Source organism: Streptomyces sp. B1I3, assembly GCF_030816615.1.
Taxonomy (GTDB): domain Bacteria; phylum Actinomycetota; class Actinomycetes; order Streptomycetales; family Streptomycetaceae; genus Streptomyces.
In genome coordinates, this window is record NZ_JAUSYD010000001.1 from 6,331,762 (window position 1) to 6,352,138 (window position 20,377).

17 protein-coding genes and 1 pseudogene are annotated in these 20,377 nt (G+C 73.1%); 11 read left to right on the forward strand and 7 right to left on the reverse strand.

All coding sequences use genetic code 11. The features are described from left to right. Window positions 1–30: 30 nt before the first annotated feature. Window positions 31–840 (forward strand): SGNH/GDSL hydrolase family protein, encoded by an 810-nt coding sequence (locus QFZ58_RS28765; protein ID WP_307127805.1) that lies wholly within the window; start codon window positions 31–33, stop codon window positions 838–840. A 299-nt stretch (window positions 841–1,139) separates the two neighbouring features. Continuing rightward, window positions 1,140–1,403: a hypothetical protein gene (locus tag QFZ58_RS28770; protein ID WP_307127806.1), complete on the forward strand. Its 264-nt coding sequence runs from the start codon at window positions 1,140–1,142 to the stop codon at window positions 1,401–1,403. A 10-nt stretch (window positions 1,404–1,413) separates the two neighbouring features. On the opposite strand, the gene QFZ58_RS28775 is transcribed toward QFZ58_RS28770, so the two are convergent. From QFZ58_RS28775 to hmgA, 4 genes are all read right to left on the reverse strand, one after another. Beyond that, the gene (locus QFZ58_RS28775) at window positions 1,414–2,646 is read right to left on the reverse strand and encodes a CaiB/BaiF CoA-transferase family protein (protein WP_307127807.1); all 1,233 of its coding nucleotides are present in this window, start codon (window positions 2,644–2,646) and stop codon (window positions 1,414–1,416) included. A 278-nt stretch (window positions 2,647–2,924) separates the two neighbouring features. After that, window positions 2,925–4,157, reverse strand: coding sequence for a type ISP restriction/modification enzyme (locus QFZ58_RS28780; protein ID WP_307127808.1), 1,233 nt, complete (start codon window positions 4,155–4,157; stop codon window positions 2,925–2,927). Between the two features lie 188 nt (window positions 4,158–4,345). Beyond that, entirely contained in the window at window positions 4,346–5,122 is a 777-nt protein-coding gene (locus QFZ58_RS28785) for a GntR family transcriptional regulator (RefSeq protein WP_307127809.1), read from the reverse strand. A gap of 44 nt (window positions 5,123–5,166) precedes the next feature. Further along, window positions 5,167–6,486 carry a homogentisate 1,2-dioxygenase gene (gene hmgA, locus QFZ58_RS28790; protein ID WP_307127810.1) on the reverse strand — a complete coding sequence of 440 codons (1,320 nt, stop codon included), beginning with the start codon at window positions 6,484–6,486 and terminating at the stop codon, window positions 5,167–5,169. A 103-nt stretch (window positions 6,487–6,589) separates the two neighbouring features. Between hmgA and QFZ58_RS28795 the strand changes: the two genes are divergently transcribed. The 6 genes from QFZ58_RS28795 (at window position 6,590) to QFZ58_RS28820 (ending at window position 15,291) form a co-directional block, all read left to right on the forward strand. Continuing rightward, complete coding sequence (locus tag QFZ58_RS28795; protein WP_307127811.1) at window positions 6,590–7,225, forward strand: TetR/AcrR family transcriptional regulator; 636 nt, start codon at window positions 6,590–6,592, stop codon at window positions 7,223–7,225. Between the two features lie 183 nt (window positions 7,226–7,408). Continuing rightward, entirely contained in the window at window positions 7,409–9,589 is a 2,181-nt protein-coding gene (locus QFZ58_RS28800; protein ID WP_307127812.1) for a molybdopterin oxidoreductase family protein, read from the forward strand. Between the two features lie 121 nt (window positions 9,590–9,710). Then, window positions 9,711–11,156 (forward strand): CitMHS family transporter, encoded by a 1,446-nt coding sequence (locus tag QFZ58_RS28805; protein ID WP_307127813.1) that lies wholly within the window; start codon window positions 9,711–9,713, stop codon window positions 11,154–11,156. After that, the gene (locus tag QFZ58_RS28810) at window positions 11,153–12,424 is read left to right on the forward strand and encodes an MFS transporter (protein WP_307127814.1); all 1,272 of its coding nucleotides are present in this window, start codon (window positions 11,153–11,155) and stop codon (window positions 12,422–12,424) included. Before QFZ58_RS28805 ends, QFZ58_RS28810 begins: the two co-directional genes overlap by 4 nt. A 322-nt stretch (window positions 12,425–12,746) precedes the next feature. Beyond that, window positions 12,747–14,141 carry an aldehyde dehydrogenase family protein gene (locus QFZ58_RS28815; RefSeq protein WP_307127815.1) on the forward strand — a complete coding sequence of 465 codons (1,395 nt, stop codon included), beginning with the start codon at window positions 12,747–12,749 and terminating at the stop codon, window positions 14,139–14,141. 49 nt (window positions 14,142–14,190) lie between these two features. Next, a complete protein-coding gene (locus QFZ58_RS28820) occupies window positions 14,191–15,291 on the forward strand; it encodes a Zn-dependent alcohol dehydrogenase (protein WP_307127816.1) in 1,101 nt (366 codons plus the stop codon). Window positions 15,292–15,565: 274 nt separating this feature from the next. Here QFZ58_RS28820 and QFZ58_RS28825 read toward each other — a convergent pair. From QFZ58_RS28825 to QFZ58_RS28835, 3 genes and pseudogenes are all read right to left on the reverse strand, one after another. Next, window positions 15,566–16,526, reverse strand: a pseudogene (locus tag QFZ58_RS28825) (DMT family transporter). A gap of 44 nt (window positions 16,527–16,570) precedes the next feature. After that, entirely contained in the window at window positions 16,571–17,299 is a 729-nt protein-coding gene (locus QFZ58_RS28830; RefSeq protein ID WP_307127817.1) for a helix-turn-helix transcriptional regulator, read from the reverse strand. Window positions 17,300–17,314: 15 nt separating this feature from the next. Next, a complete protein-coding gene (locus tag QFZ58_RS28835) occupies window positions 17,315–17,992 on the reverse strand; it encodes a TetR/AcrR family transcriptional regulator (RefSeq protein WP_307127818.1) in 678 nt (225 codons plus the stop codon). A gap of 65 nt (window positions 17,993–18,057) precedes the next feature. On the opposite strand from QFZ58_RS28835, the gene QFZ58_RS28840 reads away from it, so the two are divergent. The 3 genes from QFZ58_RS28840 (at window position 18,058) to QFZ58_RS28850 (ending at window position 20,319) form a co-directional block, all read left to right on the forward strand. Then, window positions 18,058–19,209 carry an acyl-CoA dehydrogenase family protein gene (locus QFZ58_RS28840; protein ID WP_307127819.1) on the forward strand — a complete coding sequence of 384 codons (1,152 nt, stop codon included), beginning with the start codon at window positions 18,058–18,060 and terminating at the stop codon, window positions 19,207–19,209. A 109-nt stretch (window positions 19,210–19,318) separates the two neighbouring features. Further along, entirely contained in the window at window positions 19,319–19,609 is a 291-nt protein-coding gene (locus QFZ58_RS28845) for a YiaA/YiaB family inner membrane protein (RefSeq protein ID WP_307127820.1), read from the forward strand. An 86-nt stretch (window positions 19,610–19,695) separates the two neighbouring features. After that, window positions 19,696–20,319: a TetR/AcrR family transcriptional regulator gene (locus tag QFZ58_RS28850; RefSeq protein ID WP_307129027.1), complete on the forward strand. Its 624-nt coding sequence runs from the start codon at window positions 19,696–19,698 to the stop codon at window positions 20,317–20,319. Window positions 20,320–20,377 lie beyond the last annotated feature (58 nt).

A 20,377-nucleotide genomic window follows, 5' to 3' on the forward strand; every position in this document is an offset into this window, starting at 1 on the left:
GTAGGCAGAGATCCTGCCCAAGGAGGTTCCATGAAAATGTCCAGACTCGTGGCGTTCTCGTCCTCTCTCCTGCTCGGCGTCGCTCTCGCGCTGACCGGCGCGAGCGTCGCCACCGCCGGCGAATCCGTCCAGGCCGTCGACTACGTGGCGCTCGGCGACTCGTACTCCTCGGGCGTCGGGGCCGGCAGTTACGACAGTGCGAGCGGTGACTGCAAGCGCAGCACCCGCGCCTACCCGGTCCTCTGGAAGGCGGCCAACGCCCCGGCCTCGTTCGCCTTCACCGCATGCTCGGGGGCCAGGACGGGTGACGTCACGGCCGGTCAGCTCGGCCCGCTCAACTCCTCGACCGACCTCGTGTCGATCTCCATCGGCGGCAACGACGCGGGCTTCGCCGACGTCATGACCACCTGTGTCCTGCAGTCCGAGGCCACCTGCCTGAGCCGGGTCGCCACCGCCCGCGGCTACGTCGACTCCACCCTGCCCGGCAAGCTGGACGCGGTGTACTCCGCGATCAGTGCCAAGGCGCCCTCCGCCCACGTCGTCGTCCTCGGCTACCCCCGCTTCTACAAGCTCGGCGGCGGTTGTCTCGCCGGACTGAGCGAGAACGAGCGCACCGCCATCAACGGCGCCGCCGACTACCTCAACGCGGCCACCGCCAAACGGGCCGCCGACCACGGTTTCACCTTCGGTGACGTCACCCCGACCTTCACCGGGCACGAGATCTGCTCGGGCAGCGCCTGGCTGCACAGCGTCAACTGGCTCAACATCGGCGAGTCCTACCACCCGACCGCGGCAGGGCAGTCGGGCGGTTATCTGCCCGTCCTCGACGCGAACGCCTGACCGCGCGTCCCCGCACCTCCCTCGCGCGTTCGCGCACATCCCTCGCACGCCCATCACCCGGCGCGCCCGGCCGGCATGTCCGCCGGGGAGGAGACTCCGTCCACCGGGGACTCCTCCCCGATCCCGGCATATCGGCACCGGACCGCCCCAACAGGGCCCGCAACATGCCGAATCCGGTAACGGGCCGTCAACCTCCGTGTACGTGTGTGCAATCCTGCGGCCGGGATACACGAGTGTCAGCGCGGGACGATAGGGTTAACCTGCCCGGGCCGGGTGCCCTCGTACGGGTGGGGAGTGACATGGAACAGATAACGGTGCGCAGCAGGCCGCGTGTGCCTGCCATTACATGCGGGAGCAGTGCGACCAGTTCGCGCCTCGACCGCCATCTCGCAGTGCTGGGCGGCCCCGCCGTTCCGCAGCGCGAGTCCGCGGAAGCGACGCTGCTGATGCTCGAGCTCACCTCGCGCGACGCCTCGCACACCCGCAGGAGCAGGAGCGCGCGCGTCTCGCTCTTCGCCCCGCTGCGGCGGCTGCGACGCTCGCTCTTCGGCAGCCGCCGCTGACCGACGGCTGTCACCACCGGGCCGGCCCACCGCTCGTTGCCGGACCCGCGATCACTCCGTCCCGACGCAGTGCTGCGCTCTGCTCGCCCGTCATCCCCAGGGCTCGCAGCGTTGCGTCGGTGTGTTCTCCCAGCGCCGGTACGGCACCCATCGGTGTCGGCGCCCCGCCCGGCAGGCCGATCGGTGGCAGCAGGGCACGCAGTGCGCCGACCGGGGTGGCCACCTCCCGCCACCGGTCCCGCGCGGCCAGCTGCGGATGGGCGGCGACGTCCGCGACCGTGTTCAGCCGCGCGCAGGCGATGCCCGCCGCGTCCAGCCTGGCCAGCGCCTCCTCGCCCTTCAGCCCGGCTAGTGCCGCGCCCACCACCGCGTCGGTCCGCTCCCGGTTCGCCGTCCGCGCGGCGTTCGTCGCGAAGTCCGGGTCATCGGCCAGTTCCGGCCGCTCCAGCACCTGCCCGGCGAGCCGGCGCCATTCACGGTCGTTCTGCACGGAGAGCAGCAGTTGTTCCCCGTCCGCGGTGCGGTACGCGTCGTACGGGGCGATGACCGCATGGGCGAGGCCCGTGCGCGCCGGCGCCACGCCGCCGTGCATCCCGTGGTGCAGCGGATGCCCCATCCACTCGGCCAGGGCGTCCAGCATCGAGATCTCCACCGGGCCGCCGCGTCCCGTGGTGGCCCTCCTCAGCAGTGCGGCGAGCACGCCGGAGAACGCGTACATCGCCGCCGCGATGTCGGCGGCGGGGACGCCCGCCTTCACCGGCTGTGCGGGGGTCCCCGTGACGGACACCAGGCCCGCCTCGCACTGGACGAGCATGTCGTAGGCCCGCCGGTGCGCGTACGGCCCGTCCGGCCCGTACCCCGAGATGTCCACGGCCACCAGACGGGGGTGCGCGGCGCAGAGGGTGGCGGCGTCCAGACCGAGCCGGGCGGCCGCCCCCTGCGCGAGGTTCTGTACGAACACGTCCGCGTCCTGGACGAGCCGGCGGACCACGTCCAGACCGCGCGGGTCCTTGAGGTCGACGGCCACGGACTCCTTGCCGCGGTTGCACCACACGAAGTGGGAGGCGAGCCCGCCCGCCGCGGTGTCGTAGCCGCGGGCGAAGTCGCCCCCGTCCGGACGTTCGATCTTGATGACCCTGGCGCCCAGATCGGCGAGCTGCCGGGTGGCGAACGGGGCGGCGACGGCCTGCTCGACGGCGACGACGGTGATCCCGTCCAGGGGGAGGGGCTGAGTGCTGCTCATGAGACCCGTGCATACCGTCTGCGCGGCGGCCTTGTCACGCGTGGCCGCGACCGGCGCACGCTCGCCGCACCCGCGGTCCGCCCCCGCACCGGCACCTGCGACCCGCCCGGGCACCCGCGATCCGCCCCGGCCTCTGTGACCACCCCCGGCACCTGCGAGTCGCCGCGACGCCGATCCCCGGCGCCTGTGACACCCCCTCCGGAACGCCGATCCCCGGTGCCTGTGACCCCTCCGGAACGCCGAACCCCCGCACCTGCGAATACCACCCGCCCCCGCCGTCACAGCAGCGCGAACTGCCCCTCCGGCCCCTCTTCGTGGTGGTCCAGGACCGAGGCGGGCCGCCGTGCCGCCGCCGGAACGGGCAGCACCCCCGCCGTGCGCAGGTCGTACCGGGTCAGCGCGGCCGCCCGGCCGAGGTGCTCCCGCAACGCCTCCTGCCGGGGACCGAGTTCGTCGAGCAGGGCCAGTACGGTGATGAGTTCGAGCAGTTCCGAGGTCCACTCCTGCGGCCAGCCGCGCGGACCCAGGGCCGCCAGACCCTCCGCCCCCTCCCGCACGGTGCGGCGACGCTCGAACCAGAGCTCCAGCATCCGCACACCGTTCACCCTGAACTCCCAGGCTCCGGCCGGGACGGGCGAGATCCGCCCCTCGCCCAGGGTGAGCGTCTCCTCCCCGGCGTCGTAGGCCAGGCCGGCCGGACTCGGTGGGATCGCGGCCCGCACGTAGGGGCGACGGCCTCCCGGCAGGCGTGGACGCTCCCCGCCGCGCGCCCCGCGCAGGTGCAGCCGCAGCAGCTCCTGACCCAGCTCGACGCCGTGCGACCACAGGGCGCCGTCGGCGGGCAGAGGAACGAGCGGCCCGGCGGGGGAGGGGCGTGCGGCGGCGAGGACCCAGGCGAGCACCGACCGTGCGTCCTCGACCTCTCCGTACCGCGCGCGCAGCAGGCCGAGCAGCCCCGGGGCGAGATTGGGCTCCCGGCCGTCCGGCCGCCGGTAGAGGGGCCGGATCCGGCCCGGCCGGCCGGCGGGTGAGTGGCCGTCGGGGAGCAGCGCCGTCACGGAGAGCGCCAGCCCGGTGTCCCGCGGCAGGCAGCCGTGTTCGACGGCGAAGATCTGGTGCCCGTCCGCGACACGCCACATCTCGGGGCGGGCCGCGTCGAGCAGCCGCTGGTCGGGGATGAGCCACTGCTCGTCGAAGGGGCCGTGCAGGATCCGTACGGGCTCGGGGTACGGGCCGGGGTCCCGGGCGAACCCGCTCGTCCCGGTGGTCCGGCCGGGCAGCGCGGCGGCCGGGGACAGGGGCGTACGGGAGCGGCTCGGCCGGAACAGCCGTTCCTGTTCCGCGCCTTCGGCCCGCGCCAGCGCTTCCCAGCGTGCGCGCAGGGAGGGGGCGTCGGGGGCCGTCACCCAGGGGCGCCCCGTCCTCAGGGGCCGCACGGACCAGGGCATGAGGTCGTCCAGCAGCGGGCAGGCCCCGTCCCCGCCGGCTCCGGCCGCCACCCGTGCTGCCACCGTGTCGTCCTCCCCGTCGCCACGTCCGCCGCCCTGGGCATCGTAGCGACCGCCGAGCGGCCTTCGTCCTCGATGGGCGGCACCCACCGCATGGCGTCAAGCGGCGTCCGCCGCCGGTGGGCGGCCCCCGCCCCATGACCTCGAGCGGCGCCCGCCCGTCGCGCGCCCCCTCGGGCGGCGGGGCCGCGTCAGTGCGCGTCCACCGTCACGGAGAAGGAGAAGCGGTCCCCCCGGTAGCGGATGCGCGCCACGTCCACCACCCGGCCCTCGTCGTCGTACGTCACGCCGGTGTAGTGCAGGATCGGGCTGAGGAGCGGGACCTCGAGCAGCTCCGCCGTGGCCGGGTCGGCGAGGCGGGCCTCGACGGTGTCCGTGATCCGGGAGATCTTCACCCCGACGGCGTCGCGCAGCACCTTCGTCATCGGCCACCGTTCGAGGTCGGCCACGTCCAGGCGGGCCGCGATCTCCGGAAGCACGGCGTTCTCGGCCCAGTTGGTGGGCTCCCCGGTGGTGCCGTCGCAGCGCAGCCGCCGGTAGCTGACCACCTCGGCACAGTCCGGGAAGAACTCGGCGAGTTCCCCCGGCACAGGGGCCGGGCCGTGGCCGAGCACGGTCGTCAGCTCGCCCGACTGCTGGGCGACGATCGCGTCGATCGAACCCAGCAGCCGTACCGGCGACACCCGCCGGGCACGCGGCTCGATGAACGTGCCGCGCCTTCGGTGCCTGCTGATCAGGCCCTCGGTCTCCAGTTCCTTCAGCGCCTGGCGCATGGTGAGGACGCTGACGCCGTAGTGCACGGCGAGCTGCTCCTCGGTGGGCAGCCGCGGCGAGGCGTCCCGCGGGCGGCCCAGTATGGACGCCCGCAGCGACTGCGAGACCTGGTACCACAGCGGCAGCTTGCGGTTCAGCACCAGGGAGTCGGGGGCGAAGGCGGGCGCACGACTCACCTCGTTCACCTGGTCCATCCCGTTCACCCGGTCTCTCTGCGCTGGGGGCCGGCCGTGCGGTCTCACGCCCGGAAGTTGCGGCTCAGACCCTGCCACACGTCGTCGTACCCGCGCTGCAGATGGTCCGCTCCCACGGCCTGGGCGGTCGCCGTGACCGGCCAGCGGGTCTCGAACATGAACGCGAGGCCGTCGTCGATCTTCTGCGGCTTCAGCTCCGCGGCGCTCGCCCGGTCGAAGGTCTCACGGTCCGGGCCGTGCGCTGACATCATGTTGTGCAGTGAACCGCCGCCCGGGACGAATCCGCCCGCCTTCGCGTCGTACGCGCCCTCGATCAGGCCCATGTACTCGCTCATCACGTTGCGGTGGAAGTACGGCGGGCGGAAGGTGTCCTCGCCCACGAGCCAGCGCGGGGCGAAGACGACGAAGTCGACTCCGGCCAGCCCCGGGGTGTCGGACGGCGAGGTCAGGACGGTGAAGATCGACGGGTCGGGATGGTCGTAGCTGATCGTGCCGATGACGTTGAAGCGCCGCAGGTCGTAGACGTACGGCGTGTGGTTGCCGTGCCAGGCGACGACGTCGAGCGGCGAGTGGCCGTACGTGGCCGACCAGAGGTTGCCGCAGAACTTGTTGACGACCTCGACCGGTCCCTCGCGGTCCTCGAACGCGGCGACGGGGGCCAGGAAGTCCCGCGCGTTGGCCAGGCCGTTGGCACCGATCGGACCGAGTTCGGGCAGGACGAACGGCTGCCCGTAGTTCTCGCAGACGTAGCCGCGGGCCCTCGTGTCCAGCAGTTCCACGCGGAAGCGGACACCCCGTGGGATCAGCGCCACATGGCCCGGTTCCGCCCGCAGCAGTCCGAGTTCGGTACGCAGCAGCAGGCCGCCGTGCTCGGGGACGATCAGGAGTTCGCCGTCCGAGTCGCTGAACACCCGGTCCGTCATGGAGGTGTTGGCGTCGTAGAGGTGCACGGCCATACCGGTGCGCTGCGCGGCGTCGCCGTTGCCCCCGAGCGTCCACAGACCGGTCAGGAAGTCCGTACCGGCCGGTGCCGCCGGCAGCGGGTCCCAGCGCAGCCGGTTCGGGTCGGGGACCGTCTCGGTGAAGGGGGCCGTGCGCAGGGTGCCGTTGTCGACGCGGACGAAGGCGGGGTGGGCCGCGGAGGGACGGATCCGGTAGAGCCAGGAGCGGCGGTTGTGGGCGCGGGGCTCGGTGAAGGCGGAGCCGCTCAGTTGTTCCGCGTACAGGCCCAGGGGGGCGCGCTGAGGTGAGTTGCGGCCGTGCGGCAGGGCGCCCGGAACCGCCTCGGAGCTGTGTTCGTTCCCGAAACCGGGGGAGTGGCGGAGTGTCTCCGCCGTCTTCCTCGCCTGCTCGATGCCGCTCATCACGCACTCCCGGTGGAAGGGGGATCCCGTGGACCCCCTGACGAAGAATCCTATGGATCACCGTAGGAATCGGAAGGCGACCCGTCAACGGCATACGGGCATCATGGGGACCGTGTCCCATGTGCATACGAATCTCAGGCGCGTCCCCGTGCAGCAGCGCAGCGCCGAACGCCTGGCCCGGATCCTCGACGCCGGCGCCGGAATCCTGGACGAGACCGGCTACGAGCAGCTGTCCACCAGGGCGGTGGCCGACCGGGCTGGGGTGCCCATCGGGTCCGTCTACCGCTTCTTCCCCAACAAGCGGGCGCTGGTCGACGCGCTGGCCGCGCGCAACCTCGACGTCTACGCCGAGCGGGTCGTGGCCCGGCTCGCGGTCATCCCGGAGCCGGAGTGGCGGGCGGCCATCGACGCCGTACTCGACGAGTACCTGGCGATGAAGCGTTCGGTCCCCGGCTTCGCCCTCGTCGACTTCGGTCCTCCCGCCCCGGTCGCCGACCCGCTCGACGACTCCAACCAGCGGGTCGCGGACCGCCTGAAGGCGCTGCTCGCGAGGCATCTCGGTGCAGGGCGCGCGGGGGCCGTGTCCGACGCCGACCTCTCCCGGACGGTCCTGGTCTGCGTGCAGGCCGCCGACGCGCTGCTCCAACTGGCCTTCCGCGGCGACCCGTCGGGCGACGCGGACCTGATAGCGGAGACCCGGACCCTGCTGCGGGCGTATCTGGCGCAGCTGCTCGAATGAGCCCGTCCGGGGCTGCCGGTGCAGATGGTGCCGCGGCCGGTATCCGGTGGCGCCACGACCTCGCCACCATCCGTACCGGTCGGTATGCTCGCTTCGGCGGGAGGTCGTCCACCGCGCCCGCGGCGCGGGCCGGCGCCCGTCGCATGCCCGCGCGCCACCGCTGTCGCCGCCCCGGGAGGGCCCATGTCCAGCGAATCCCGCACCGCTCTGCGCGTCTGCCCGCTCTGCGAAGCCACCTGCGGACTCACGCTCACCATCGAGGGCGGGACCGTCACCGGCGCCCGTGGTGACCAGGACGACGTCCTCAGCCATGGCTTCATCTGCCCCAAGGGCGCGTCTTTCGGCGGGCTCGACACCGACCCCGACCGGCTGCGCACCCCGCTCGTGCGTACGGACGGCGTGCTGCGCGAGGCGACCTGGAGCGAGGCCTTCGACGCGATCGCCGCCGGCATCCCGGCCCTCACCCGGACGTACGGCAGCCAGGCGGTCGGCGTCTACCTGGGCAACCCCAACGTCCACACGATGGCCGGCGCGCTCTATCCGCCCCTGCTGCTCTCCGCGCTCGGCACCCGCAACGTCTTCACCGCGAGCACGCTGGACCAGATGCCCAAGCACGTCTCCAGCGGACTGCTCTTCGGCGACGCCCACGCCATCCCCGTACCCGACCTGGACCGCACGGGCCACCTCCTGCTGATCGGCGCCAACCCGCTCGAGTCCAACGGCAGTCTCTGCACCGCCCCCGACTTCCCGGGCAAGCTCAAGGCGCTGCGCCGGCGCGGCGGCACCCTCACCGTCATCGACCCGCGCCGCACCCGCACCGCGCGCCTCGCCGACCGGCACGTCCCTGTCCGGCCCGGCACCGACGCCCTGCTGCTGGCCGCGCTCACCCAGGTCGTCGTCGAGGAGAAGCTCGCCGCACCCGGCGCACTCGCCGAGCACCTCGACGGGTACGACGAACTCGCCGCGGCCATCGCGGACTTCACTCCCGAAGCCGTGGCGGCCGCCTGCGACGTGGAGGCCGGGACCATCCGCTCGATCGCCCGCGAACTGGCCGCCGCCCCCGCCGCGGCCGTCTACGGGCGCATCGGCAGCTGCACCGTCGAACACGGCACCCTGGCCAGCTGGCTCGTCGACGTGCTCAACATCCTCACCGGCAACCTCGACCGGCCCGGCGGCGCGCTCTTCCCGCTCTCCGCCACCGCGCGCGCACCCCGCCCCGCAGGCCCCGGCAAGGGGTTCGCCCTCGGGCGCTGGAGGAGCCGCGTCTCCGGACACCCCGAGGCGAAGGGGGAACTGCCGGCCGCCGCGCTCGCCGAGGAGATCGAGACACCGGGTGAGGGGCGGATCCGGGCCCTGATCGTCGTCGCGGGCAACCCCGTGCTCTCCGCCCCGGACGGGGACCGGCTCGACCGCGCGCTCGCCGACGGCCTCGACTTCATGGTCAGCGTCGACCCCTACCTCAACGAGACCTCACGCCACGCGGACGTGGTCCTCCCGCCGCCGCCGCCGTCGCAGAGCGCCCACTTCGACTTCGCGTTCAACTCCTTCGCCGTCCACAACCAGGTCCGCTACAGCCGCCCCGCCCTGCCCCTGGAGGACGGCGGGATGGACGAGTGCGAGATCCTCGCCCGGCTCGTCCTCGCCGTCGGCCCCGGGCACGGCGCACCGCCCGAGTCCGTCGACGACCTGGTCATCGCCACCACACTCGCCCGGGCCGGGGCCCCGGAGTCGCTCGCCGCCGAACTGACCGGCCGCACCGGGGCCGAACGGCGCCTCGACCTGATGCTGCGCCTCGGCCCGTACGGGCTCACGCTCGAGCAGCTCCTGGACCATCCGCACGGCATCGACCTCGGCCCGCTGAAGCCCCGCATACCGGAACTGCTCAAGACCCGTAGCGGTCGCATCGAGCTGTTTCCCGCGCCCGTCGCCGCCGATCTGCCCCGGCTGCGTGCCGCTCTCGGCGCGCGCCCCACCGGTCTCGTCCTCGTCGGCCGCCGCCATCTGCGGTCCAACAACAGCTGGATGCACAACGTCGCTCAGCTCCGCGGCGGCTCCAACGTCTGCACCCTGCAGATCCACCCGGACGACGCGGCCCGCCTCGGACTCACCGACGGCGGCACGGCCCGCATCACCGCGGCCGGCGGGGAGGTGGAGGCGCCCGCCGAGATCACCGACGCGGTACGCCCCGGGGTCGTGAGCCTTCCGCACGGATGGGGACACAGCCGCCCCGGCACCCGTCTCTCCGTCGCCGGCGAGGAGCCGGGAGTCAACGTGAACCAGCTGCTGTCCGGCACGCTCCTGGACCCGCTCTCCGGCACCGCCGTGCTCAACGCCGTCCCCGTCTCCGTATCAGCCGCCCGCTGACCTGGGGTTTTGCTCGTATTGCTCACACGTCAACATCTTGTTAACTCCTCCTTGGGACCCCTAACGTCAGCCGGACCGCCGAGTCCGGTGCGAGTTCAAAGGTGAACGTTAGGTATCCCACATGCTGACAATCCTCGGATTTGCCATGATCGCGACCTTCCTGGTCCTGATCATGATGAAGAAGATGTCGCCGATCGCGGCGCTGGTCCTGATCCCCGCCCTGTTCTGCGTAGCCGTCGGGCAGGGCGCGAAGCTCGGCGACTACGTCATCGAAGGCGTCGGCAACCTCGCGCCGACCGCGGCGATGCTGATGTTCGCCATCGTCTACTTCGGGGTGATGATCGACGTCGGACTCTTCGATCCGATCGTCCGGGGCATCCTGCGCTTCTGCAAGGCCGACCCGATGCGGATCGTCGTCGGTACGGCGGTGCTCGCCGCGATCGTCTCGCTGGACGGTGACGGCTCCACCACCTTCATGATCACCGTTTCGGCGATGTACCCGCTCTACAAGCGGCTGAAGATGAGCCTGGTCGTGATGACGGGCGTCGCGGCCACGGCGAACGGCGTCATGAACACCCTGCCCTGGGGTGGACCCACCGCCCGCGCGGCCACGGCGCTGAAAGTCGACGCGGCCGACATCTTCGTCCCGATGATCCCGGCCCTCGCCGTCGGGCTCCTCGCGGTCATCCTGCTGGCCTGCGTCCTGGGCCGCCGCGAGCGCAAGCGGCTCGGCACACTCACCCTCGACGACGTCCTCGTGACGGAGCCCGAGACCGTCCTCGTGGGCGCGGGCGGCGGCGGGGACCGGCCCGCGCGCGGGCCGAAGCCTTCCACCGGCGGCGGCGCGGCCGTCGGCGAGGAAGGGCAGCACAACGGGGACACGGAGCACGGGAAGGGTGCGGACGAGGGGGGCACGGGCGAGGGATTCAAGGGGCTCGACCCCGACAGGTCCACGCTGCGGCCCAAGCTCTACTGGTTCAACGCCGGCCTCACCGTTGCCCTCCTGGCGGCCATGATCCTCGAGCTCATGCCGATCCCGGTCCTCTTCCTGCTCGGCGCGGCCCTCGCCCTCACGGTCAACTTCCCCCACATGCCGGACCAGCGGGCCCGCATCGCGGCCCACGCCGACAACGTCCTCAACGTCTCCGGCATGGTCTTCGCCGCCGCCGTCTTCACCGGAGTCCTCACCGGCACCGGCATGGTCGAGCACATGGCCGACTGGGTCGTCGGCGCCGTCCCCGACGCCATGGGCCCGCACATGGCCCTGGTCACCGGCCTGCTGAGCCTGCCCCTGACCTACTTCATGTCCAACGACGGCTTCTACTTCGGTGTCCTGCCCGTACTCGCCGAGGCCGGAGCCGCCCACGGAGTCTCCCCGCTGGAGATCGCCCGTGCCTCCATCGTGGGGCAGCCCCTGCACATGTCGTCGCCGCTCGTGCCCGCCGTGTACGTCCTGGTCGGCATGGCGAAGGTCGAGTTCGGTGACCACACCAGGTTCACCGTCAAGTGGGCGGTGCTCACCTCGCTCGTGGTCCTCGGCGCCGGAATCCTCTTCGGCATCCTGTGAGGGCACATCCGCAACCGGGGCCCGGCAGGGGCTGGCTGCTGCGCCTCGTCATCGCCTTCGCCTTCGCGCAGGGGGCGGTGTCGATGGCGCGGCCCGCCGTCTCCTACCGGGCCCTGTCCCTGGGCGCCGACGAGCGGGCGATCGGCGTCATCGCGGGCGTGTACGCGCTCCTGCCGCTCTTCGCCGCCGTACCCCTCGGCCGCAGGACCGACCACGGCCGCTGCGCACCCCTGCTGCCCGTCGGCGTCGCCCTGATCGCCGCGGGCTGCGCCCTCGGCGGCAGCGCGGGCTCCCTGCCCGCACTCGCGGCCTGGAGCGGGGTCATGGGCCTCGGCCACCTCTGCTTCGTGATCGGCGCCCAGTCGCTCGTCGCCCGGCAGTCGGCCCCCGCCGAACAGGACCGCAACTTCGGCCACTTCACCATCGGGGCCTCCCTCGGCCAGCTCATCGGCCCGATCGCGGCCGGTTACCTCGTGTCGGAGCGGGACGGCGCGATGGGCCGTACGAGCGCCCTCGCCCTGCTGGTCGCGGCGGCCGTCGCCGCCGTCTCCTTCACCGCACTGTGGCGCCTCGAGCACCGGGCCGCCCCCGGCCCCGGCGAGCGCGCGGCGCAGCGGGTGCCGGTGGCCCGCATCCTGCGGACCCGGGGCGTGCCGGCGGGCATCTTCGTCAGCCTCGCCGTGCTGTCCGCCACCGACATCATGACCGCCTACCTCCCGGTCGTCGGCGAGCACCGCGGCATCGCGCCCGCCACGGTCGGACTGCTGCTCAGCCTGCGGGCCGCCGCCACCATCGCCTGCCGGCTGGTCATGACACCGATGCTGCGCCTCTTCGGCCGGAGGGCGCTGCTCACCACGACCTGCCTGCTCGGCGGCCTTCTCTGTGCGGGTATCGCCCTGCCCGTACCCGTGTGGGGGCTCGCCCTGATGCTGGCCGCCCTGGGCTTCTGCCTGGGAGTGGGCCAGCCGCTGTCGATGACCACCGTCGTCCAGGCGGCCCCCGCGGCGGCCCGCTCCACCGCCCTCGCGCTCCGGCTCACCGGCAACCGCCTCGGCCAGGTCGCGGCTCCCGCCGCGGCGGGCCTGATCGCCGGGGTCGCGGGCGCCGCCGCGCCGTTCGTGATGCTGGGCGCCCTGCTCCTGGCGGCGGCGGGACTCGGCGTACGCGGTGGTCCGGGGGAAAGGGCGCACGGCCCCGACCCCGGCCCTGAGCCCGCCTCAGCCGAGCCCCGCGCCGAACCCGTCCCGAAGGAGACGGCGCAGGAGTGACCCGCACGGGAGGGCGGACCGGGAGCGCACGTCCCGCCCGGCGCATGTCCCGCGCGGCCGCCGCCGCGCCGCTGTGCCGGCCGTACCGGGGACATCCCCGGCCTCGACGTGCGACTGTTGCCGACAGCCGTGCGTGACCTGTGTCTCCAGCGGTTCCCTGGCGCCGGAAAACTAACAGCGCTAGTTTGGGCCGGGGCGGAACCGTCCACAGACGCAGGACGCAGGACGCAGGACGCAGGACGAGCGACGCACACGACGCGCGATGCACGACCGGCGACGCACGGCTTCGGCGGCAGGCACAGTGAGCCCGGGAGGGGCAGTCATGAAGGCGCATGACGGGATGTACATCGGCGGCACGTGGCGGCCCGCCGTCGGCCAGGACACGATCGCGGTCGTGAACCCGGCGGACGAGCAGGTCATCGGCCAGGTCCCGGCGGGCACCGCGGAGGACGTCGACGCGGCGGTACGAGCCGCCCGCGCCGCGTTCCCCGGCTGGGCCGCGACCCCGCCCGCCGAGCGCGCCGCGCGCATCGGCGCCCTGCGCGACGTCCTGGCCGCCCGCAGGGGTGAGATCGCCGAGACCGTCACCGCCGAGCTCGGCTCGCCGCCGGCGCTGTCCCAGGTGGTGCACGCGGGGGTGCCCATACTGGTCGCCGGCTCGTACGCCGAGCTGGCCGCGACGTACGCGTTCGAGGAGAAGCTGGGCAACTCGACCGTCCTGCTGGAACCCGTGGGCGTCGTCGGCGCGATCACCCCCTGGAACTACCCGCTCCACCAGATCGTCGCGAAGGTGGCTCCCGCGCTCGCCGCCGGCTGCACCGTCGTGCTCAAGCCCGCCGAGGACACCCCGCTCGTCGCCCAGCTCTTCGCCGAGGCCACCGCGGAGGCGGGCCTGCCGGACGGCGTCTTCAACCTGGTCACCGGTCTCGGCCCGGTCGCCGGACAGGCGCTCGCCGAGCACGAGGGCGTCGACCTGGTCTCCTTCACCGGGTCCACGGCCGTCGGCAGGCAGATCGGCGCCACGGCGGGCGCGGCGGTCAAGCGCGTCGCGCTGGAGCTCGGCGGCAAGTCCGCCAACGTGATCCTGCCCGGCGCCGACCTCGCCAAGGCGGTGAACGTCGGCGTCGCCAACGTGATGTCCAACTCCGGCCAGACGTGCAGCGCGTGGACCCGGATGCTGGTCGACGCCGACCGGTACGAGGAGGCCGTGGCCCTCGCGGCGGCGGCCGTCGCCAAGTACGTCCCCGGGGAGCGGGTCGGCCCCCTCGTCAACGCCAAGCAGCAGGCCCGGGTGCGCGGTTACATCGAGAAGGGCATCGAGGAAGGCGCCCGGCTGGTCGCCGGAGGCCCCGAGGCGCCCAAGGAACAGGGCTACTACGTCAGCCCCACCGTGTTCGCCGACGTGACGCCCGCCATGACCATCGCGCAGGAGGAGATCTTCGGCCCGGTGCTCTCGATCCTGCGCTACGAGGACGTGGACGACGCCCTGCGGATCGCCAACGACACCGTGTACGGACTGGCCGGGGCCGTCTGGGCGGCCGACGACGCCGAGGCCGTGGCCTTCGCCCGCCGCATGGACACGGGGCAGGTGGACATCAACGGCGGCCGGTTCAACCCCCTGGCACCCTTCGGCGGTTACAAGCAGTCCGGGGTGGGCCGCGAACTCGGCCCGCACGGCCTGTCCGAGTACCTCCAGACCAAGTCCCTGCAGTTCTGAGCCCCTCCGGCTCCCAGCCCCTGCCCGCTCCCCACCGAGGAGTCCGTTCGTGGTCCGCGCCGCTGTCCTGCCCGCCGTCGGAGCTCCCCTGGAGATCACCGACATCGAACTCCCGGAGCCCGGCCCCGGCCAGGTGAGCATCAGGCTCGCCGCCGCAGGCGTCTGCCACTCCGACCTGTCCCTGTCGAACGGCACCATGCGGCTGCCCGTTCCCGCCGTCCTCGGGCACGAGGGCGCCGGGACGGTGCTGGCCGTCGGCGAGGGCGTCACCCATGTCGCCGCCGGTGATCCGGTCGTCCTCAACTGGGCGCCGTCCTGCGGGGAGTGCTTCCACTGCGGGATCGGCGAGGTCTGGCTCTGCGCCGACGCGCTCAAGGGCGCAGGCAACATCCACGCCCGCCTGGCGGACGGCACGGAGCTCCATCCCGGACTGAACGTCGCGGCCTTCGCCCAGGAGACCGTCGTCGCCGCGAACTGCGTGCTGCCCGCCCCGGCCGGCATCCCGCTCGACGACGCCGCCCTGCTCGGCTGCGCTGTCCTGACCGGGTACGGGGCGGTCCACCACTCCGCCCGGGTCCGTGAGGGCGAGAGCGTCGTCGTCTTCGGCATCGGCGGGGTGGGCCTCGCCGTCCTGCAGTCGGCGCGTCTCGCGGGCGCCTCGCGGATCATCGCCGTGGACGTGTCGCCGGAGAAGGAGGAGCTGGCCCGGCGGGCCGGTGCCACCGACTACGTCGTCGCCTCCGACACCACCCCACGCGCCGTCCGCAAACTCACCGGCGGCCAGGGCGCGGACGTCGCCGTGGAGTGCGTGGGGCGTCCCGCCACGATCCGCGCAGCGTGGGAGTCCACCCGCCGCGGTGGCCGCGCGACCGTCGTGGGCATCGGCGGCAAGGACCAGGTGGTGAGCTTCAACGCCCTGGAGATCTTCCACTGGGGCCGTTCGCTGACCGGGTGCGTGTACGGCAACAGCGACCCCGCCCGGGACCTGCCCGTGCTGGCCGAGCACATCCGCGCCGGCCGCTTCGACCTCTCCATGATGGTCACGGAACGCATCACGCTGGACGGCATCCCCGCGGCCTTCGACACCATGATCGCGGGCAAGGGCGGGCGGGCGCTGGTCGTGTTCCCCGGCGCCGACGCCGCGCCCTGACCCCCGGGCCGTCCCCCGGCTCCCAGCCCTCGGCCGGCGCCGGGGGTGCCGGGACGCGGTCGCCGGCGCCGCGCCCCGCGGATCCGCGTGGACCTCCAGGCCGCCGGGCCCACCGTGCACGGCCGGGTCTGGGCGTCGAACACCGGGGGAGAGGCGGCGACGGCGGTCCGCTCCCCCGGGAGCCGGGAGCGGCGTGTGCGGTGTGCTGCGTCACGTGCCGACCTCCTGCCGCCGGGGCCGCGCGGCGGCCCGGGCCGGCCACGCGGGCTGTGACTCATCTCCCGGCGTTCGGCTCCGACGCGGCCGACGTCAGGGGAGTCGGCCCCTTGCCGGAAGGCTTCTTGCCCCGTCCCGCCCGGGCCCGGGTGCGCGAGACGGCGACGCCGGCGAGGCAGAGCAGCCCGCCGCCGACCGTGAGCAGTGCGGGCACCTCGTCCAGCAGCAGCCACGACATCAGGACCACCAGCGCCGGCACCGCGTACGTCGTCGCGCCCATCCTGCCCGCGGTGGTGCGGGCCAGGGCGTACGCCCAGGTGGTGAAGGCCAGCGCCGTCGGGAAGACGCCGAGATACAGCATGTTCAGGGTCGCGGAGGCGGGGGCGTCGGCCGCTTCGGAGATGAGCAGGCCGGAGAACGGCAGGCAGGCGACCGTACCGATCAGGCAGCCGAAGGTCGTGATCTGCAGCGGTGTCCCGTGCCGCAGCGCGGGCTTCTGGATGACCACCCCGCCCGCGTACGACACGGCGGCCAGCAGGCAGAGCAGCACGCCGAGCACGGACGAACTGCCGTGCCCGGACATCGAGAGGCCCACCACGACCGCGCCCGCGAACGAGACCGCCATGCCCGTCAGGAGCCGGCGCGGCAGGCCTTCTCCCAGCAGGCGGGCACCCAGCAGCGCCATCAGGATCGGCCCCACGTTCACGATCATGGCGGCCGTACCCGCGTCGACCTGCTGCTCACCCCAGTTGAGGACCACCATGTACAGCCCGAACCAGAGCAGCCCGGAGCCGACGACGCCCGGCCACGCCGCGCGGGCGGGCAGCCCTTCCCGGCGTATCAGCAGGATCGCCCCGAGCCCGGCCCAGGGCCAGCGCCCCGGGGGAGTAGGCCTCGCCCGCGCTGCGGATGGAGACAAAGGCGGAGGCCCACAGCAGCACCGTGGTGCAGGCGGCGGCCGGCGCACGCCAGTCGCGGCCCGGCGAGGCGGTCGCCGGTGAGGTCGGTGTCGTCGTCATGGTCACGACCGTAGAGCCGACACGCGTCGGCCCCCACCGAATTGTCAGGGACCGTCAATCGTCGCGGGTTCGATGCCCAGGTGATCCGACAGTGCGCGCAGCCCTTCGGGCGTCGTGCGTACCGCTCGCCCCGAACCGATCCGCTCGCACCAGCCGGCGTCGAGCGCGTGGGTGCACAGGGCGGCGCCCGCGACGCCCGCCAGGTGCGGGCGCCGCTCGGTCCAGTCCAGGCAGTCGCGCGCCAGGGGCCGTCGCGCGCCCGTGTCCAGGGGGACGCCGAGCGCACCGAACCACCGCAGTCCGTCGTCGGTGAGCGCGAAGCCGGTGTCCTGCCGCAGCAGGCCCCGGGTGGTCATGGCGTCCGTGATCGTGATGCCGAGCCGCCCGGCGAGGTGGTCGTAGCAGGTGCGTCCCCGGGCCAGTGCGCTGCTCAGGCTCGCCGCGCGCAGGGTCCGGGGCCGCGTCTCGTCCGGCCCGGGGACGACCCGGGCGGCGAGTTCCTCGAGGAGCCGGGCGGTACGGGCGCCGGCGAGCCTCACGTAGCGGTGGCGGCCCTGCCGCTCCTGGGTCAGCAGCCCGCCCGCGACCAGCTTCCCCAGGTGCTCGCTCGCGGTGGAGGGTGCCACACCGGCGTACCGGGCCAGCTCGCCCGCCGTCCAGGCGCGCCCGTCGAGCAGGGCGAGGCAGAAGGAGGCGCGGGTCTCGTCGGCGAGCAGTGCCGCCAGCGCGGCCAGGCGGGGCGCTGCCGGGTCCCGCGGTGTCCTGGGTGTCATACGGTCCAGGATGCGTCAGGCACCGTTCGGCGCGCGCCGAACGGTGCCGCCGCCACCGGCGGTCTGCTCGTACTGGAGCACGAGGCCGTCCAGGAGGGCCCGCAGACCGGTCTCGAAGGCGCCCTCGTCGACCTGCTGGCGGCGGTCGGCCAGCAGATGGGCCTGGCCGAGGTGGGGGTAGTCGGCGGGGTCGTACGCCGTCTCGTCGTCCACGAAGCCCCGGGCGAAGGAGCCGAGTGCCGACCCGGTGACGAAGTACCGCATCAGCGCACCGATGTACGTCGCCTGGGCGGGCGGCCAGCCGGCGCGGACCATGGCGCCGAAGACCGCGTCGGCGACCCGCAGGCCGGCCGGGCGGCGGCCGGGGCCCTGCGCCAGCACCGGGACGATGTGCGGGTGCGCGGCGAGCGCGGCACGGTAGGAGACGGCCCAGTCGTGCAGGGCGGCGGGCCAGTCCCGCGGGTCCGCATCCTCGAACATCGACAGGTCGACCTGGGCGGAGACCGCGTCGGCGACCGCGTCGAGGATCTCGTCCTTGTTCCGGAAGTGGTTGTAGAGCGAGGGCCCGCTGACTCCGAGTTCCGCCGCGAGCCGACGGGTCGAGACGGAGCCGAGCCCCTCGGCGTCCACGAGCGCGCTCGCCGCCTCGACGATGCGGTCTCTGCTGAGGAGGGGCTTGCGCGGTCGTGCCATGCGGCACATAGTAGGGCCTGCGAACAGAAAACTAGCAGTGCTAATTAAAAGTGGGGTGTCACAGGATGAACCTGGAGCTGAGCGAGGAGCAGGACGCCGTCCGGCAGCTCGCCGAGGACTTCGTCGCACGGGAGATCACCCCGCATGTCGTCGAGTGGGACCGTGCCGAGAGTGTCGACAAGTCGATCGTGAAGAAGCTGGGTGCCCTCGGCTTCCTCGGACTGACCGTCCCCGAGGAGTACGGCGGCTCCGGCGGTGACCACCTCGCCTACTGCCTGGTGACCGAAGAGCTGGGGCGCGGCGACTCCTCGGTGCGCGGCATCGTGTCCGTGTCGCTCGGCCTGGTCGCCAAGACGATCGCTTCCTGGGGCAGCGAGGAGCAGAAGCGGCAGTGGCTGCCGGAGCTCACCGCGGGCGAGGCCGTCGGCTGCTTCGGCCTCACCGAGCCGGGCACCGGCTCCGACGCGGGGAACCTGACCACCAGGGCCGTGCGTGACGGCGGCGACTACGTCATCAACGGCTCCAAGATGTTCATCACCAACGGCACCTGGGCCGATGTGGTCCTGCTGTTCGCCCGCACCGGCGACGCGCCGGGCCACCGGGGCATCTCCGCCTTCCTGGTGCCGGCCGACGCCCCGGGCCTGACCCGGCGGACCGTCCACGGCAAGCTCGGCCTGCGCGGGCAGGCCACGGCCGAACTGGTCCTGGAGAACGTCCGCGTCCCCGCCACCACGCTCATGGGCCCCGAGGGCAAGGGCTTCTCCGTCGCCATGTCCGCCCTGGCCAAGGGGCGCATGTCCGTCGCGGCCGGCTGCGTCGGCATCGCGCAGGCCGCGCTGGACGCCGCCGTGCGGTACGCGGGGGAGCGCGAGCAGTTCGGCAAGTCCATCGCGAGCTACCAGCTCGTCCAGGAGCTGATCAGCGACATCTCCGTCGACGTGGACGCCGCCCGCATGCTGACCTGGCGCGTCGCCGACCTCGTCGACCGCGGCCAGGACTTCGCCACCGCCGCCTCCACGGCGAAGCTCTTCGCGTCCGAGGCCGCCGTGCGCGCCGCGAACAACGCCCTCCAGGTGTTCGGTGGTTACGGCTACATCGACGAGTACCCGGTGGGCAAGCTCGTCAGGGACGCCCGTGTGATGACCCTGTACGAGGGCACCAGCCAGATACAGAAGCTGATCATCGGCCGTGCGCTGACAGGAGTCTCCGCCTTCTGAGCGCGGCGGCCCGTCGCCGCCGCCTGCCCGCCGGCGACCGCACCGGTGAGTACCGGCTGAGTACGCCGACGGATGCCGTGGTACGCCACCGCGCCCCATGCTGTGCGGCATGAGTGAGACAACATCGGTCAAGCAGCAGAGCACCGCCGCCTTCTACGGACAGGCCGTCCTCTCCTTCGGGGTGGCGATGGGCGCGGTGGCCCTCGGCATCTTCTTCCTCGACGCCGACGCCTGGGTGCGTGCCTTCCTCGCCGTCGGCGTCCTCTACCTCGTCACTTCGTGCTTCACTCTGGCCAAGGTCATCAGGGACCGGCAGGAGGCGGGGCAGATCGTCAGTCGCGTCGACCAGGCCCGGCTGGAGAAGATCCTCGCCGAGCACGACCCCTTCCAGAAGCTCTGAACGGTCCCGGCCGCGCGAGAGACCCTAAGCGCTTGCTCAGGTTCGCGGTATGGTGTTCGTCCTGCGAGGGAGAGGGGCACGTGAGCATGAGCACGGCGGAGGAGACCGACGGCGAGAACACGCCGTGGAGTGAGGTCACGCCCGAGGCGGCCCGGCGACTGCTGGTCGCCGCCGTCGAGGCCTTCGCCGCGCGCGGCTATCACGCGACCACCACGCGGGACATCGCCGGCCGGGCCGGGATGAGCCCGGCGGCGCTCTACATCCACTACAAGACCAAGGAAGAGCTGCTCCACCGGATCAGCAGGATCGGCCACGACCGCGCCCTGCTCCTCCTGGAGACGGCCGCGTGCAGTGGCGGTACGGCGGCCGAGCGGCTCGCCGGCGCCGTGCGGTCCTTCGTCCGGTGGCACGCCGAGCGGTACACCACGGCGCGCGTGGTGCAGTACGAGCTCGAGGCCCTCGGCGAGGAGCACCGCACCGAGATCGTGGAGCTGCGCAGGAAGAGCGACGCGGTGGTGCGCCGGATCATCAGCGAGGGCGTGGCGGCGGGTGAGTTCGACGTCCCCGACGTCCCCGGCACCACGCTGGCCGTGCTGTCGCTCTGCATCGACGTGGCGCGCTGGTTCAACGCGCAGGGGAGCCGGACGCCCGACGAGGTCGGGGCGCTCTACGCCGACCTCGTGCTGCGGATGGTCGGCGCCCAGAAGTAGGCCCGGCCGGACGGCGCCCCTCGGTAGGCCCGGCCGGAGGGCGCCCCGAAGGGGGCCG

Bases quoted from the DNA above. Each gene is read 5' to 3' on its own strand.
- QFZ58_RS28765 (WP_307127805.1), top strand. From the start codon at position 31: ATGAAAATGTCCAGACTCGTGGCGTTCTCGTCCTCTCTCCTGCTCGGC.
- QFZ58_RS28770 (WP_307127806.1), top strand. From the start codon at position 1,140: ATGGAACAGATAACGGTGCGCAGCAGGCCGCGTGTGCCTGCCATTACA.
- QFZ58_RS28775 (WP_307127807.1), bottom strand. From the start codon at position 2,646: ATGAGCAGCACTCAGCCCCTCCCCCTGGACGGGATCACCGTCGTCGCC.
- QFZ58_RS28785 (WP_307127809.1), bottom strand. From the start codon at position 5,122: ATGGACCAGGTGAACGAGGTGAGTCGTGCGCCCGCCTTCGCCCCCGAC.
- hmgA (WP_307127810.1), bottom strand. From the start codon at position 6,486: ATGAGCGGCATCGAGCAGGCGAGGAAGACGGCGGAGACACTCCGCCAC.
- QFZ58_RS28795 (WP_307127811.1), top strand. From the start codon at position 6,590: ATGGGGACCGTGTCCCATGTGCATACGAATCTCAGGCGCGTCCCCGTG.
- QFZ58_RS28800 (WP_307127812.1), top strand. From the start codon at position 7,409: ATGTCCAGCGAATCCCGCACCGCTCTGCGCGTCTGCCCGCTCTGCGAA.
- QFZ58_RS28805 (WP_307127813.1), top strand. From the start codon at position 9,711: ATGCTGACAATCCTCGGATTTGCCATGATCGCGACCTTCCTGGTCCTG.
- QFZ58_RS28815 (WP_307127815.1), top strand. From the start codon at position 12,747: ATGAAGGCGCATGACGGGATGTACATCGGCGGCACGTGGCGGCCCGCC.
- QFZ58_RS28830 (WP_307127817.1), bottom strand. From the start codon at position 17,299: ATGACACCCAGGACACCGCGGGACCCGGCAGCGCCCCGCCTGGCCGCG.
- QFZ58_RS28835 (WP_307127818.1), bottom strand. From the start codon at position 17,992: ATGGCACGACCGCGCAAGCCCCTCCTCAGCAGAGACCGCATCGTCGAG.
- QFZ58_RS28840 (WP_307127819.1), top strand. From the start codon at position 18,058: ATGAACCTGGAGCTGAGCGAGGAGCAGGACGCCGTCCGGCAGCTCGCC.
- QFZ58_RS28845 (WP_307127820.1), top strand. From the start codon at position 19,319: ATGAGTGAGACAACATCGGTCAAGCAGCAGAGCACCGCCGCCTTCTAC.
- QFZ58_RS28850 (WP_307129027.1), top strand. From the start codon at position 19,696: ATGAGCACGGCGGAGGAGACCGACGGCGAGAACACGCCGTGGAGTGAG.